The 14,726-nt window shown below is 40.1% G+C and carries 14 protein-coding genes; 7 read left to right on the top strand and 7 right to left on the bottom strand.

The genetic code is table 11. From position 1 onward, the window contains the following. Positions 1–2: 2 nt before the first annotated feature. A complete protein-coding gene (locus B2O97_RS09765; RefSeq protein ID WP_286709420.1) occupies positions 3–377 on the bottom strand; it encodes a hypothetical protein in 375 nt (124 codons plus the stop codon). Positions 378–1,329: 952 nt separating this feature from the next. Here B2O97_RS09765 and B2O97_RS09760 point away from each other — a divergent pair. Beyond that, positions 1,330–2,025: a hypothetical protein gene (locus B2O97_RS09760; protein WP_286709419.1), complete on the top strand. Its 696-nt coding sequence runs from the start codon at positions 1,330–1,332 to the stop codon at positions 2,023–2,025. 639 nt (positions 2,026–2,664) lie between these two features. Here the strand turns inward: B2O97_RS09760 and B2O97_RS09755 are convergent. After that, positions 2,665–3,159 (bottom strand): SMI1/KNR4 family protein, encoded by a 495-nt coding sequence (locus B2O97_RS09755; RefSeq protein ID WP_286709418.1) that lies wholly within the window; start codon positions 3,157–3,159, stop codon positions 2,665–2,667. Positions 3,160–3,171: 12 nt separating this feature from the next. Further along, a complete protein-coding gene (locus B2O97_RS09750) occupies positions 3,172–6,348 on the bottom strand; it encodes an RHS repeat-associated core domain-containing protein (protein WP_286767322.1) in 3,177 nt (1,058 codons plus the stop codon). On the opposite strand from B2O97_RS09750, the gene B2O97_RS09745 reads away from it, so the two are divergent. From B2O97_RS09745 to B2O97_RS09720, 6 genes are read left to right on the top strand one after another with little or no spacing between them, the layout of a single operon-like run. Continuing rightward, positions 6,343–6,531, top strand: a complete 189-nt coding sequence (locus B2O97_RS09745; RefSeq protein WP_286709416.1) for a hypothetical protein — start codon at positions 6,343–6,345, stop codon at positions 6,529–6,531. The two genes, B2O97_RS09750 and B2O97_RS09745, sit on opposite strands and share 6 nt — an antisense overlap. An 11-nt stretch (positions 6,532–6,542) precedes the next feature. Beyond that, positions 6,543–7,793 carry a hypothetical protein gene (locus tag B2O97_RS09740; RefSeq protein ID WP_286709415.1) on the top strand — a complete coding sequence of 417 codons (1,251 nt, stop codon included), beginning with the start codon at positions 6,543–6,545 and terminating at the stop codon, positions 7,791–7,793. Further along, complete coding sequence (locus tag B2O97_RS09735; protein ID WP_286709414.1) at positions 7,783–8,160, top strand: PilW family protein; 378 nt, start codon at positions 7,783–7,785, stop codon at positions 8,158–8,160. Before B2O97_RS09740 ends, B2O97_RS09735 begins: the two co-directional genes overlap by 11 nt. Continuing rightward, positions 8,157–8,651, top strand: coding sequence for a PulJ/GspJ family protein (locus B2O97_RS09730; protein ID WP_286709413.1), 495 nt, complete (start codon positions 8,157–8,159; stop codon positions 8,649–8,651). Before B2O97_RS09735 ends, B2O97_RS09730 begins: the two co-directional genes overlap by 4 nt. Positions 8,652–8,663: 12 nt before the next feature. Beyond that, positions 8,664–9,815 carry a type II secretion system F family protein gene (locus B2O97_RS09725; RefSeq protein WP_286709412.1) on the top strand — a complete coding sequence of 384 codons (1,152 nt, stop codon included), beginning with the start codon at positions 8,664–8,666 and terminating at the stop codon, positions 9,813–9,815. A gap of 18 nt (positions 9,816–9,833) precedes the next feature. Beyond that, positions 9,834–10,256, top strand: a complete 423-nt coding sequence (locus tag B2O97_RS09720) for a hypothetical protein (RefSeq protein WP_286709411.1) — start codon at positions 9,834–9,836, stop codon at positions 10,254–10,256. Positions 10,257–10,892: 636 nt separating this feature from the next. On the opposite strand, the gene B2O97_RS09715 is transcribed toward B2O97_RS09720, so the two are convergent. From B2O97_RS09715 to B2O97_RS09700, 4 genes are read right to left on the bottom strand one after another with little or no spacing between them, the layout of a single operon-like run. After that, positions 10,893–11,399, bottom strand: a complete 507-nt coding sequence (locus B2O97_RS09715) for an SMI1/KNR4 family protein (protein ID WP_286709410.1) — start codon at positions 11,397–11,399, stop codon at positions 10,893–10,895. A gap of 14 nt (positions 11,400–11,413) precedes the next feature. Then, positions 11,414–11,656 carry an HNH/ENDO VII family nuclease gene (locus tag B2O97_RS09710; RefSeq protein WP_286767321.1) on the bottom strand — a complete coding sequence of 81 codons (243 nt, stop codon included), beginning with the start codon at positions 11,654–11,656 and terminating at the stop codon, positions 11,414–11,416. Between the two features lie 27 nt (positions 11,657–11,683). Continuing rightward, complete coding sequence (locus tag B2O97_RS09705) at positions 11,684–12,064, bottom strand: hypothetical protein (RefSeq protein ID WP_286709408.1); 381 nt, start codon at positions 12,062–12,064, stop codon at positions 11,684–11,686. Further along, positions 12,033–14,600 (bottom strand): RHS repeat domain-containing protein, encoded by a 2,568-nt coding sequence (locus B2O97_RS09700; RefSeq protein ID WP_286767320.1) that lies wholly within the window; start codon positions 14,598–14,600, stop codon positions 12,033–12,035. Before B2O97_RS09700 ends, B2O97_RS09705 begins: the two co-directional genes overlap by 32 nt. Positions 14,601–14,726 lie beyond the last annotated feature (126 nt).

Below are 14,726 nucleotides of genomic sequence, written 5' to 3'. Positions count from 1 at the left end.
GGTTAAGATTGGTCAGTTATTCGATTAAAGAAATCATGAATTTTCTTTTTAGTATTCAATTCCGACTCTATCGTTTCGAGCGATTCTACAAAGGAGAACTGAACACCATCCAGTTTGATCTTGCGATAATGCACAAGAAAATAGGCGATCAATAAGCGCAATAGATTAAAGAAAAACTCCTTTTTTTTAGTTAGATTAGCAACGCCTACTTTATTATTCTTTATAAAGTCAAATACTGCTTCAATATTTTCGTGGCATTCATGTATTGAATGACTGGACCAGAATTTTCTTATCGTCCGTATTGGATCATATCCATGATCATATATTTCATAAAATGCTAACTCTAGTGCTAGCGGATTAACTGATTTTTTGCTCATAATTGAGGTTCGTAAATATGGCGGAAGCAATATTCTGATTTCTGAACAGAACGCAACATTCCCCTTTGCAAAAAAATTGCATCAAAAAAAGGTCCTATTGCAAAGGCATACCAGCCATCGCCGTGTAACATTAAAAACTAATTGATCCGAAAAGCACCTAAAAACGGTTACAAGGCATTGATTAGTGGATAATTAGGGTGCTTCCTGTCGGAATAAGGAAAAAACTCGTCGCGGCTTTATTGCGCGACAATAAAAGATTGTCATTCATCGCCGCTTGAAAAGATTCTTTTTATTTGCTAATTTTAGGTTTCGAATCAGTAATTAACAGTATAAAAAAATCTAAACAATGGGATTAAAGACATCCCGAAACGAGAAAACCGAGGAAAGCTTAACCTTCTAGCAATACGAACATTCACATTTGTTCAATACGATATCGTTTGACCGGTATCGCTCCCTTTGTTTTTTTGAAAAATACGGTTACTTATTCTGGTGGTGAAATAACGTTCTGGTAGTGAAATGAAAGGAATCTTCGCACCTCGAGACATTTGGTCTTGCGGCACAGACATTTAATGGTTGTAATTTTTGTTCTCATAATTTATCAGTTTATGAAAACGAAAATCACTCTGATTAGATTGATGCACAATTGGACTTTATAAACCAATAGAGCGAATTCCAATGCTCAGATAGTGGTACCGCAAAGACCGCTTCAACCAAAGTTGAAGTTCCGCTGAGACTAACAAGGAATCGCCCTATTGGAATATGCACAAATATACATTAAATCCAATAGAAAGCGAATCCAAGATCAGCTCAAGCGGAAAATTGCGGTTTTCTATCTTGAGTGATTTCGTTTTATGGGCAGTTTGTAACTGCTCAACATTTCGCTATCAAAATACTTACAGTACAAATATACTTAAAAAGTAACACTATGTACTACTTTTTTTAAAAATAAATTATGGGACGAAAAAAATTAGATGAAGTAATCAGGATAAATAGAATATCAGAAGAATTAAAATCATTAAAAATCTCAAATTTTTTGCTATCCGTTTGGACAGGAGCCCATGTTAAAACAATAAGCTCATGGCGGAGTAATACCTCTCAACCTAGCGAAGAGAACTTAAATCAATTGGGAGAACTGTTTGAAAAAGACAATGCTTTGTTAAAAGTACGCGATCAAAGCCGACGCAGCACTGGTCTTGCCAAGGCATTGGACCAAGAACTAAAACGCTTGATGAAAGTCGAGAAAATTCCATTTGAAGTTGAGGTGGATAAAGAAGTCAAAAAAGATGGGGCCAAACCGGAAAGCGATGCTGGAAAAGATAATACAAAAGGTAAAAAGTCAACAAAAACTATTAATCCCGTTTTAATTGAGAAGATTAAAACGTTTGCAGAAGAATACAAGAAAAATAATCCGCCTGCTAATCTATCTTATTTCGATAAACAACTCAGCGAGATTAAAGATGAAGAATTGAAAGGTATTGAGGTCTTTATTTGTGATTCCAACGCATCTGAGGGCGAGTTGGAGTATCAAATTGTTCACCTAGGATTAGGTGATGACAAACTCGTTGCGAAGTTCAATCGCATTGCTGATGCTGAAAAATACGTTGATTTGATTCAACGTGGATATATTGACTTTAAAACCGAGGAGTAAAGTTCTTTGATATCAATATTACCAGACTAGCTTCCTTACGACAAGCCTGCAAGACGACTTGGAAAATGTGGGAACTTCGAGCGATTATTGGCCCGTATACCTCTAAACCGACAGCACATCAACGGGCTATCCAACCTTTTTGGATAGCTATTTTTATGCGATTTTATACGTAATTTCCACAGCAGTATTTCAGATAGTCAATTCTCAAAGGACTTGACCTGATTTTTTGGATACCTTCGTTGTTGTTTTATATCACTCATATCTTTTTTAGTATGGAGGATTGCAAAACAAGGCGTGTCTAAATTGTAGCTATTGTCGTTAAGACAATAGCATGCCAAAGTATTGGATCGTGCTTATAAAAGAGAAAACAAAAAGCCTCCCTTATTAACCGTTAAAGGAAGCTCTTTGGCTGGATGAAGAACTGGCCTTTCAACCTATATACTCTTTAATCTGACTAGTATCTAATTCATCCTATCCCTGCAAAAATTACTTAGCTACATGGATAATATGACCCCTGGTATGATCAGTTTAATTAAGGAGGAGACGAATCATAAAGATAGAAAACAACTATATCCCCGCTTTGCCAGGAGCTATATTGTTTTATATAGCTCCTATATCAGACAATCGAAAAATCATTGTTCAAATCCAATACTTTGCTCCATTACTTTCTATAATTTTCTGTATCAATATGTCAAAAGTATCATCAATCGCTTGCCATTCAGAAGGCAGAGTATCCATAATGCAAAATACTATCTGGACTTTTTCTTTATCTATTTTGAAACCTAGGTATTCAGCATCTCCTATAATTTCGCAAAATAACACTACATGTTTATCCCAATCTTCTCCAAAGTTTTCCTGTTGAAACTTATTGTGATTAATCAATTCCTCAGTACCCAATAGTTTGAATCCTGCAAAATCATCTACTAGAAATAGCTTCCCTCCATTAAAATTCCTCAAAAAAAACTCATAATCGTTGGGTAGTCCTGCTTCTAAAGTTACTCTACATTTATCTATATCTAAATCCGAGGCTGCAATATTCATTTCGAATGTAGACTTCAAATTTTCATAGGTAAGTATTTCGCCTTTTAAAGAGGGATCAATTACTTTGTTAATCAGTTCCAAATATTTTTTCATATCCATATTATATTATTGTTTGAATCCTCTCCACCAATTCGTAAATGGCTGATGTTGCTCTGGTTGAACTAAGGGAACCAAATTATCAAATGCATTCGTCCCTCCTTGAGCCAACGGTTTAATGTGATGGATATTCAGCGTACTGCCTTCAGGAACTTGTGGCCAAGGTCTTCCCTGACTAATCCACCATTCTTTAAAATCAGCTTTATATTTTGCTGTAAAAGAACCTCTTAATACGCTTGAATTATTTGGTGTATATGGACCTTCAGGAAATGGCACTTCTCCATATCCTTCGACCACAACTTTGGGATATGGCGTGTTTTTCGAATTGGTTATATAATTACCAGCAATAGGATCCGCCGGTGTAACACCGTCGTCAAAAGGGACTATTTTACCATTATCGTTTTTAACACCATAAGGTGTAGGTTCGATCGGCTGAACCCAGCCCTTAAGATTAGTAAATTTACCAGTCCAAAAATTACGACCCGCAGCGCTATTACTAATCCCTTGAAATAAACCTCCAGTAACACCTCCTATCAGGGCCGTAGTACCTAATCGAGCTGGAGACGGATCGTAAGGGTCGCCAAAAGCTATCATATTCCCTAAGCCCAGAGCCATATCATTGTATACAGCTCCTATACTCCCTCCAATAAAAGCTGTACTTACCGAAGTAACCGACATCCCGGCGATTGCCGCCCCGCCTGTTGCTGCTCCCAATCCTCCTGCAAATGCTCCTACACCAAATGCTTTCAGTCCTGAACCAAAATCAGTTACTTGTCCGTGGACTATTTTATCCACCAAGTTAAAAGTACCACCAATAGCAGCGCCAATAACAATATGCCAAAATTTCCCATTTGGATCAACTCCTATGACAGGATTATTTCCCATCGCCAAATATGGGTTAACAAATTGACTTGCCGGATCTGTAACAGACCAGCGCCCAAGGGCCGGGTCGTACATTCGGGCACCATGATCATACCAATTTAACCCACCTTGGTCATAAAGCTCTTTTCCTGAATAAAGATATTTACTTTTTTCTCCAGATACATAAGAAAGATGCAAATTATTGACCGCGTCGCCATACATGGCTAGACCATATGGGTAATAGCTATTTTGCTGGATCACCTTGGCAACAGGCTGGTTCGGATTTGTCAGATCAGCTGTAAAGGTAACGCGCGCATTTCCTAAATGATCGGTGATATCATATTCATAGCTGTAACTCGTTCCAGTTTTACGTGCTCGTCCTTCATCGGTTTGAATAAAAGCAATCTGTCCTTGCTCATATTGGATACCTCCGATATAGTCTATCGTATATACAGCAGCATCTTTTGTGTATTTGGATTGAAGTTTCCTTCCTGTACGATCATACAGAAATTCTAGTTTGTGGTTTGTACCAAATGTAATCTGCTGAACCAAATTACGTTCATTATAGATGATCGTAGTTCCTTTGTTCAGATCGGTTATCATATTTCCATTTAGGTCATACAGGTGCTCCTCAGCGACCTTTTGCTTATCATCATAACCGAGCGTCTTATTCGCTGCTGTACTCAGATCGTCGATCTTCTTAGTGCGGTAACCGTCGTAAGTATAAGCTAGATTATCGATCTCCTGGACAGCACCGCTTGTAAACGCATTCCGTTTTAATGTGATGATATTCCCATCCCTATCATAGGTAACAGTCTCATTATGTGAATTGTCCACCACTCCGTTTTTCTCCGAAATAGCAGAGGTTAAGCGATCTAGTACATCATATCGGTATTGATAGCCCATTTTTGGTGGGGCAACAGTTTGAACAGTCGGGACCTGGCTGGTCTTCCAACGCATAGCCGCAATGTTTCCATTGTACTGCGGAGCAACCGGATCATCGTGATAACTTAGCTTAAGACCAAACAGATCAGGACCACTATTGCTGTCTCCGTCGTTTGAAACAGAGGTGACCAAAAGATCAGGATCATTTATCGAGATCAGCGAACCGCTTTCGTTGTATCTATAATCTAAACTCTGCAGAAAACTCGTGGTCCCGGACTTTTGATGAAGTCTTACATCGATTACCTGTCCCAATTCATTGTAGACAGTTTGTCTAAGCAACACCTCGGCATCTGCACCAATCTTTGAATAAAGATTGATTTCACGACCATGATGGTCATACTCATAACGGTTGGCTATAACCAAACTTCCCACACTACTACTATGTGTTCGCGCTACCTTACTTACCTGACCGGTAAAAAGATATTCTGTATCAACAATGTCTTTACCTGCTAGATGATGTCCCAATTGCGATTGGATGCCCCGCCCGTTCTCATCATAAAAGAGTACGGACCATAGTTCAGTTGTCCCATTTGGTAGCCATGTTTTGGTGGCGGTCAATTTATCGTAAGTCTGCTTGCTACTTCCTGCAGGATTACCCGCATAACTTTGGTAAGCATATCCCGATGGAATCCCCGGTATAGTATAGTCATCGTAGTAGTTGATGAGATTATATCGCGTTATCGTTTGAGGCCAGGAAACTGTTGTATAGCCGTTTCCTGTTGTAGTCTTTTCTTCCCAAAGTTTTGCCTGCTGGTCGACAAGAGTCTGTAGATCATTTCTTGATATAGCCGTGTTATTATTATTCCAAACACCTTTAATAATGACTCGTCCTAAGCCATCGTATTTGGTAACAAACCATTCCTTACGCAAACGGTCATTACCATCCTGGATAGCTACGACCTGATTAAGGGAATTATAGACACTATATTGCCAATCAATCCCCGGTTTCTTTATCGCTATCGGTCTACCCTTCGCATCGTACCTATATTGATAGCATAATTTATCCAGTATGTCCTGCGTAATGACATTACCAGATATATTTACAGCATTGTCCGGTAGAGCACCCGGAGGTAGGGTGTAGCAAAGATTACCAAAATCATCATAAACGTAATATGTCGATAATATCTCAATATTTCCACTGGAATTTTTGTTGAATGTTCTTTTTAGGACTTCCTGCCCCTGAACATTGGTGTAGACTTCCTGTGTACGGGCGCGACCATCAGATGCACTCCAATTAGCATCTTTTGTTACTTTTACATACAACTCATTGACATTATAATACAGATCAGAACCGGCCAAGCTATGGACTAAGGTATAGTTACCGCCGGCATCAATACTTACGTTATACAAAACAGCTAACCCTAAGAGGGTAAATTGCATGGCAGCATAGAGAACCAAACAAGCGGTGTCATTAGTTACCAATACTTTGATCTGGGCAAGGAAATTTCCAAAGAAGCTTTCCAAAATAACAATATCTTCCGCAAGACTGGAAAGCTGATCGGTGACCAGATCAATAAATGGTTTAAAAAGAAAGAGAATCAGCCCGAACCTGTAACACCCTAATTCCTAAAACTATGCTCAAGGCGGCAGCATTATATCTGGTGTTGGTCATTTCCCTTATCGTGTCGGTACTTTTGGGGAGTTTGATCTATCTTGCTTTCTTTTTTCGGGATCAAGATGCCCGTTTTAATCGTAAAGAACAGCTGAGACAGCAGATTGATGCCGGATTTAGTCTGGTTACCTCCACCAATTTTCTCTACGCCCTGGATACCGCACTGACCAATATCACCCAGCAGGGAGATTCGGTCTATCTATCGAGATACGAATGGGGACTTTATGATATTGCCGTCGTCCGCGCACATATGCAACGCGATTCCCTCATGAAGACTGCTTTATTAGGTACGGCGCCCACAGACTCAACAGTACTCTATATCACAGATGAAGATCGGCCAGTTTCTGTAAGTGGTGAAACGGTTATTAAAGGAACAGCATTCATCCCCAAATCTGGGGTCAGGCCATCTTATGTTGATGGGGAATATTTTAAAGGCAATGAGAAGATCGTTGAAGGAAAGAGTAAAGACAGCGACCGGCAAATGCAGGCACTGAACACCAAGCGCCTGACAGCGCTGCAAGCCTTGCTCAAACAAGACAGTCTGAAGGGCGAAATCATGCCTATAGGTACCACAAATAAAAACCCTTTCCATCAGCGAACACTACATTACCATCTACGTGCAGGCCAGGGACAGATGAGCGATAGTCTGATGGGTAATATTCAATTACTATCGGACACCACAATTGTCATTCCCGCCACAGCTTTTTTACAAGATATTTTGGTGATCGCGCCATGCATACGGATCGAAAAAGGATTTAAAGGCGCTGCGCAGTTCTTTGCCACCGACTCATTGATATTGGAAGATAATGTTTCCCTACAGTATCCATCGACCGCAGCAGTAATCGGCGGAGAAGGCAAAAGCACAAGCTTAAGAATAGGCAACAATTGCAATATCGCAGGAACTGTTCTCTTATACGAGCCCAAACGCTCCGATATGCCATCGGCGGCAAGCCTCGGAAAAGACTGCAAGATCCTGGGGGATCTTATTGTCTATGGTCTTTTAGACTACAGCAAAGGATTAGAAGTAGTAGGCTGCACAGCCTGTTACCGCTTTCTCTACAAAAGTCCTTCATCTATGTACGAGAATTTTTTGGTCAATATTAAATTTGACCGCAGCAAGCTACCCCCCCATTTCCTGACCTCCTATTTATTGATCGCCGATCAAAAAAAACAGGTCAATAAACCTTTAAAGTGGTATAGCTATGGGAGTTAACATTCTTCGGATCAAAGCCTCCACCCTTGTGGAAACACTTGTATCCATGGTGATTATCCTGATCGTCTTCGGCATAGGCATGCTTATTTTTGTCAACCTGACCAAAGCTTCCAGAAGTGAAACACGAAAGAGCACAACGGAGCAGATGATGCTTTGGAGCCGTCAACTGGAAGCCAATGGATTTGATGGCGACACCGAGGGGGAAAGCTTGCAGGATAGTATAAAATTGAGCTACCAGCTCCAAGAAGCTGAAGGGTATCCCGACCGCCTGCGCTTGGCCGTTTATGCAATCTCCGAGGAAGGAAAGGTAATCGATAGCCTGATACGCTATATTGAAAATAAAACAGCCGAAGGAGGTCAACAATGAGAAAACAAAAGTTAAAGGCTTTTACCCTCATGGAACTCACCATTGCCATGCTGATTTCAGCCATCAGTATCGGTATGGCTTTCTATATGTTTCAATATTTTCAACAGCTCTTCCTACGGCAGCAAAAGCAACGACAGGAGCGTTTCTCCTACAGCCTCTTCAAACATCTGCTGGAACAGGACATTGGTAGATCGGTTTGGTTAAAAACAAGCGAAAATAGTCTGATCTGCGAAAATGAATCCGGAAATATCAGTTATGAGTTTGCACCTAAATTCATTGTGAGAAATCAAAACACCGTAGAAAAAGATACTTTTTTGATCCAAACTGTCAACCTGGATATGACGCCAAGGATACAGCATCTTCCATCGGAAGAACTGACGGATCATATTAACCTGAATATCCGGTTTGAAAATAAAGAACATCAATTTGATTACCATAAGATCTATTCGGCTCAGCAACTTTTACAGCTTGAATCGGAGATCACTAATTAATGTATTTCGTCTATGCCTTCAATTGATATCTCAAAATATAAGAAAAAGCCTGAACAGCCTACTTCCCCTAAGAAAAAAGAAGGATCTGGCGATATTTTGGCCTTTCTGAACAAAGACATCAGCTTTGGAAACGGCCAGCTTCCCGACAAGAAAAAAGAAGAGTTCTATGTCGAATTCAGTACCCTGCTCTTATCGGGTGTTGACCTCAAGACTGCATTTGATCTTGTTCTTTTGGATCAGAAAAATAACAAGGACAACAAATTGTTCCAAGAAATCAAGAGCAATGTCCTTGTGGGCGACAGCCTATCAGATGCCATCCGTAAAAGCGGAAAATTCAGCAATTACGAATTTTTCAGTTTACGGATTGGAGAAGAGACCGGAAAACTTGGCGAGGTCATGAAAGAATTGGCCTCTTTCTACAAAAGCAAGATTGGGCAGCGCCGTAAAATTATTTCGGCACTCACCTATCCCATCATTGTCTTAAGCACATCGATGGGCGCAGTACTGTTTATGCTCAAGTTTGTGGTACCGATGTTTTCCGATATTTTCAAACGTTTCGGCGGCGAGCTACCGGCCATTACGGCCTTTATTTTAAAAGTCTCCCAATTTATGGACCGTACGTTCTGGTGGGGTGTATTAGTCCTTATTGGTCTTATTGTAGTTATCCGTTTCAACCAAAGGCAGCTGTGGTGGCGCAAGTGGTCATCCAAGATAATGTTAAGGCTTCCCTTATTTGGCGATATTATCAGAAAGGTGCATTTAGCGCGTTTCGCGAATACCATGCGTCTATTGGTCAGCACCAACACGCCGCTGTTGCAATCTATCCAGCTGGTGCAGCAAATGACCGATTTTTATCCCATAGCACATTCTTTGGAGGGGGCCGAGAAGGAAATTTTACAGGGCGAATCCCTGCATGCTGCACTTTCCAAATACCCTTTTTATCCAGCCAAAACGGTACAATTGATCCGTGTTGGGGAGGAGGTGAACCGGTTGGATTTTTTCTTTGAAAAGATAGCAACCCAGCTGACGGAAGAAGTCGAATACAAGACCTCTACGCTATCCAGTTTGTTGGAACCTTTTATTATTATCTTCTTGGGCTTGGTCGTTGGATTGATCCTCATCGCTATGTACTTGCCGATGTTCCAAATGAGTAATAGTTTTTAACCAAAATAAGTATATTTTATGAATAAGTTTATTTTTTCAATTATCCTACTCCTATTGGGATATAGCTATTGTGCCAAAGCGCAAAATGCGAATGATTATTTCCAGACTACAGTTACTTTTCCTGCAGATTTCAAGGTTGGCGATTTTATTGAATTCGCTTCAGCCAAACCAATCGCAGTAGGTGCGTCAGGTTATTATGAAGTTTCAATAGCTTACACCAGGGGTAACGTAGCGTCTGCGGCCACACATATCGTTTCTTCTACACACTCCAATCCTACGAGATGGCTTGAAGCTGGTCGAATAAATAATAACGTATATACATCTGGAGGTCTGAATTTTACGATTGATCATAATACGGGTACAAAAGCATTTCGCATTAGAGCAACTAATACTTTAGGAGTAGCGACACCTTTGGCTGTAGACGTAAAAATTCGTTCCTAAAATTTCTTTATGATGCCTTGATCTTTACACGAGAGTGCAAAATGATTAGTGATGAATTTGGTCCCCATGTTCTAATCGCAGACAGAACCGCTTATTTCGCCAGTCTATGATTTATTCCAACATTTGGTTTACACGAATGGAAGAAAAGGAGAAGAGTCCTATTGAGTTTGACTTGTTGCTAGTTGTAATATAGCTGTTGTATCCAGTGTTAAATTAATAGAACATTTTTATTTTTGAACATGGCACAAATCAAATCAAGCGAAAAGAATATCTTAAACGTCATGCTTTTTAAGATCGGTACGTCCAGAAAAACAGAACTTTGCGCCTATTTTTCTGGGCCATAGAGACCGATCTAACCTTTTCTACCGTCCAAACCGATTGCCAAAATGTTATAAATATCCCTTGATTTGACAGTTCTATTCTAGAGGACTTTAATGTGCATGCAATCTAGAAATACAACGGCATGAACGGCTTCAGGAGGCTTACCTCGCCACTAATTTACTGCCGGGAGCGCACTTTCGTTAATACGTGATATTTCAGTCGCAGAGATCTCGCTGATTAACTCGTCAAAGCCCCGTGTACTCATTCCTTTTGCATAAATGCATGAACAGAAAAGATTATTAGGTATTCCTTCGACTACTTAGAAGTTCCATCATAATTATAATTTTCCAAATTCCATTCTAGCATTACTTCCTCTATCCAACTTAAAAAACTACCATTACACTCCTCAACATCCTTTATTCTTGGATAATCATAATCCCACTGCCAAAAAACTATTGGGCAAACACCATCTATTATCTTAGTAAGATTAAGACAATAATGATTACCTCTTCCATCTGGGGAAAAAGGCAAAAATTCTCTAGACATTTTATTATCTGCTATATTGTGCTCAAATTCATATATTTTTTCTAAAGAGTTGCCCCTGAAAGCTGCATCAAACCCATAAATTTCTGTTCCTATTAACGTAATTCCATTATGTTTCTTAAGAACATATTTAAAGTCAATGGGTAATTTATAATCCAATGCGTCTTCTAACATTTCCAATCTATTATCTTTTATTGGATTACCAAAATTGATAATATCGTCAGAAAACCTATACAACTCTCTTAGTACCCGTTCACACTCGTTTTCAATTATATTCATAATTTATTTACTTTTTAAGTCTGGAAACTCTGCTTTCCAATATTGCGGTCTATCTTTGTTAAATTGCCTACGCTGCTCTTTTGTAAGCGGCTTTTGACCTGAGGGTGATTTTTTCTATAATTTTCACCTCTACGATGGTCATCTCTGTGCATTTCTTTATAAGGACCATCTGGATTTTGTCCTTCATGATGAATCTCAAAAGATGTACCATCTTCTTTAAATGTCGAAGCATCACCTGTTTTTTTAGGTGGATACAATAATTTTCTATCTGAACCTTAAATTCATCATTCGCGTTCAGAATAGGGAAAGAGTTTATCACTTATCTTAAAAATATAGTCGGAATTTAACAACCAATCAACCTCCTCAATGACCTCTTCTGTAATCCCATTTTCATTTATCAGTGATTCTATATTTTCAATTTTATCTATAAATAGAATTCTCATTCCCAGTTCATTTAACCCTTTTTCTATAATGTCGGGCACCTCATTTATTCTATCACAAATAACCAAAATATTTCCCCAAGCACCGATATATTGTTCTTCTAATTCCCCCTCAAAGTCGAGAAGCTCATGAAACATGTTACCCTTTCCTGCTTCGATGTCGACTAAAGCAAGCCAAACAGATTTATACATTTTATTTATTTCTTTTAGTTGATCGATCTTCATAATGAATATTATCTTTACCCCCTTGTTTCTCACCATCCCGAGTTGAATGATAGTGAGTTTTTTGCCCACTATCACTAGAATGTTTTACAGGTTTAGTATTCGATTTAGGATTATTTTTAGCTGCGTCCATCGCTCTCTTATTATTTGCCTTGGATACGTTATGAACCTTCGGTTTACCAGATGGACCGATTTGGGAGTTTGGCACACCTTTATCCCTTGATTTCTCCAAATTTTGTGATTTTTCCGCTGTTACTCTACCTTTTTTAGTGGCAAAATTAGTCATTGAATTTTTAAGCGTGCCAACTCCTATTACAACTTCTGCTGATCCTGCTGCCGCAACTGGTAAACTTACGATACTAGCGGTTCCTCCTGATCCAACAGTAACCACAACTCCCGCCGCAATATTCTTAGCTCCATCAATCGTCATTAAAGCACCAACCCCAGCACTTATAATGTCGCCAGCATCTTGCCCAAGGTTATAATCCGAAGCACTATTATAGGACGTTCTCTTTCGATTATCGAGTGCTCCTTGTGTCATATTATCAGCTACGGCTACAGCGGCACCTTTGATAATATCCCACCAGTCTTCACCATTCGGGTCAATCCTTTTAACCGGATTATCTCCCACATAATTGTAAGGTGTATGACTATCAAATTTCTCCGCTAATGGATCCACTACATTCCACCGTCCAATTTCAGCATCATAGAACCTGGCCCCATAATCCAATTGCCCCTCCAATATATAAGAACTTCCCAAAGTATGCGTACCGCCATTTAGGTCAGCCTGCATCTCTTTGCCATTATAAAGATACTTATTATCGATACTCGTTGCAATACTCTTCGTCTTTCCAAATGGATAATAATCCTGCTTTTGCATTACTGCCGCAGTTGGCACCGTAGCTGTACCTCCTTTTTTCAATACTACACGTACATTACCCAAGTGGTCCGTCAGATTATAATAATAGCTATATGCCCCCGAACTGTTCAACAGAAAACCATCCTCGGTACCAATTCGCTCAATGACCGGACTACCCGTTCCTGTCTTACTGTATTCTATCCCGCTGATATAATCCCGTTGTGTCTTGATTCCGCCCACATCTGACAGACGGCTTAATTTTGTCCCAAGAGCATCATAGGTATAGGCTATATTCTTTCCTCCTCCAATAACGGTTTTCGGAAGGTTCAGCTGGTTGAAGGTCAACAGCATACCTGTACGGTCTTTGGTTGCATTACCGTTCTGGTCGTAGGTAAACGATCCTGTCAGACCACCGGACAATGTATTCAACCGATTACTCTTGTCGCTATTGTTATATCCATACGTAATCATTGTACCATTGTCCCGGATCAGTGTTCTGATATTGCCCATATCGTCATAGGTCATTGCCTCACTCATCACTGTTCCCGTACTCACACCGTTCTTCAACCTGTTCAGGGCATCATAACTATAATTAAAAGTACTGTTTGTGGTAGCGGCATATCCCCACAGCTGCTGTGCGATATTGCCATTGTACTGTGCATTTGCAAGAACTGTGGTACCGTTGACATTATAGTTCAGTAATGAGGTGAACTGTGCCGAACTGGCTTTGGTCTGCCAGCCACGTTCGTTGTAGGCATAAGCTATGCTGGTCATAAAATTACCACCGCCATTCTCACTGTGAAGCGATTTGGTTGTAAGCTGGCCGATCTCGTTATAGCCCAATTTACTCTGGATAATCTCGGTTTGGCTGTTCACCTTTTTTCTGACCTGGACCAAACGTCCCTGATGGTCATAATCATTGCCCGTTGAAAGGGTAACGGCCGTCCCTGTGGACGGTGTGTGTACCCTGGTACTCTTAACCAGTTGATCCGAAAAATTGTATTCATTGGTGACGATATCGGTGCCATCAAGATGGTTTGTGCTACTCACTTTCACAATACGGCCCTGATCATCGTAATCATTGACAGTCCATAACCACTTTGCAGGACTTGAATCCAGTACAAGCAACTTATTGGCAACCAGAAGGCTCTGTGTCCGGATACTATAGGTGCTATGATCCGTAAAGGGTAAACCCGGTATGGAAGTATAATTATCATAGTAGTTGACTGCCTGAACTGTAATATTGCCTGTATTTTGTGGCATCGTATTGTTGGTATATCCTTCCATAGCCGATCCGCGCTGTTCCCAAAGGGGGCCTGTAAAGGATGACAGTGATGACTGTAGGCTGCTTTGGTCATCACCGGTGTGCCCTTTCTCTATTCCGGTCAATATTACTCTTCCCTGAGCGTCATATTTGGTAAAACTCCATTCCCCACGTGCTACCTGTTCAGCGTCACGTGTGAACACCACCTGGTCATTATTGTTATACACATAATACTCCCAGCCTTTTCCCGGTATTTTTTTCCTGACAACCCGTTTTCGCGCATCGTACTTATAAGCATAAATAAGCTCAAAAAAATCTCCGCTAACCGTTTCCGAAAATGTGGTACCCGTAAATCCTGGCGGCAGTACATAGCGAAGATCTCCAAAATCATCATAAACATAATATTGGAATTGCAATAGTAAATCGGAGACTTTTTAAGCAGCTTTTTCCATTTCCAATTCTAGCTCACCAGGTGTCTTATACCCAATTGCTGAATGTAATCTGCCTTTATTATACCAACCCTCAATATACCTAAACACACA

It is taken from the genome of Sphingobacterium sp. UBA865 (assembly GCF_002295765.1).
Taxonomy (GTDB): Bacteria; Bacteroidota; Bacteroidia; order Sphingobacteriales; family Sphingobacteriaceae; genus Sphingobacterium; species Sphingobacterium multivorum.
Note: the sequence above shows the minus strand (reverse complement) of the source record. Positions and strands in the feature narration are given on the sequence as shown.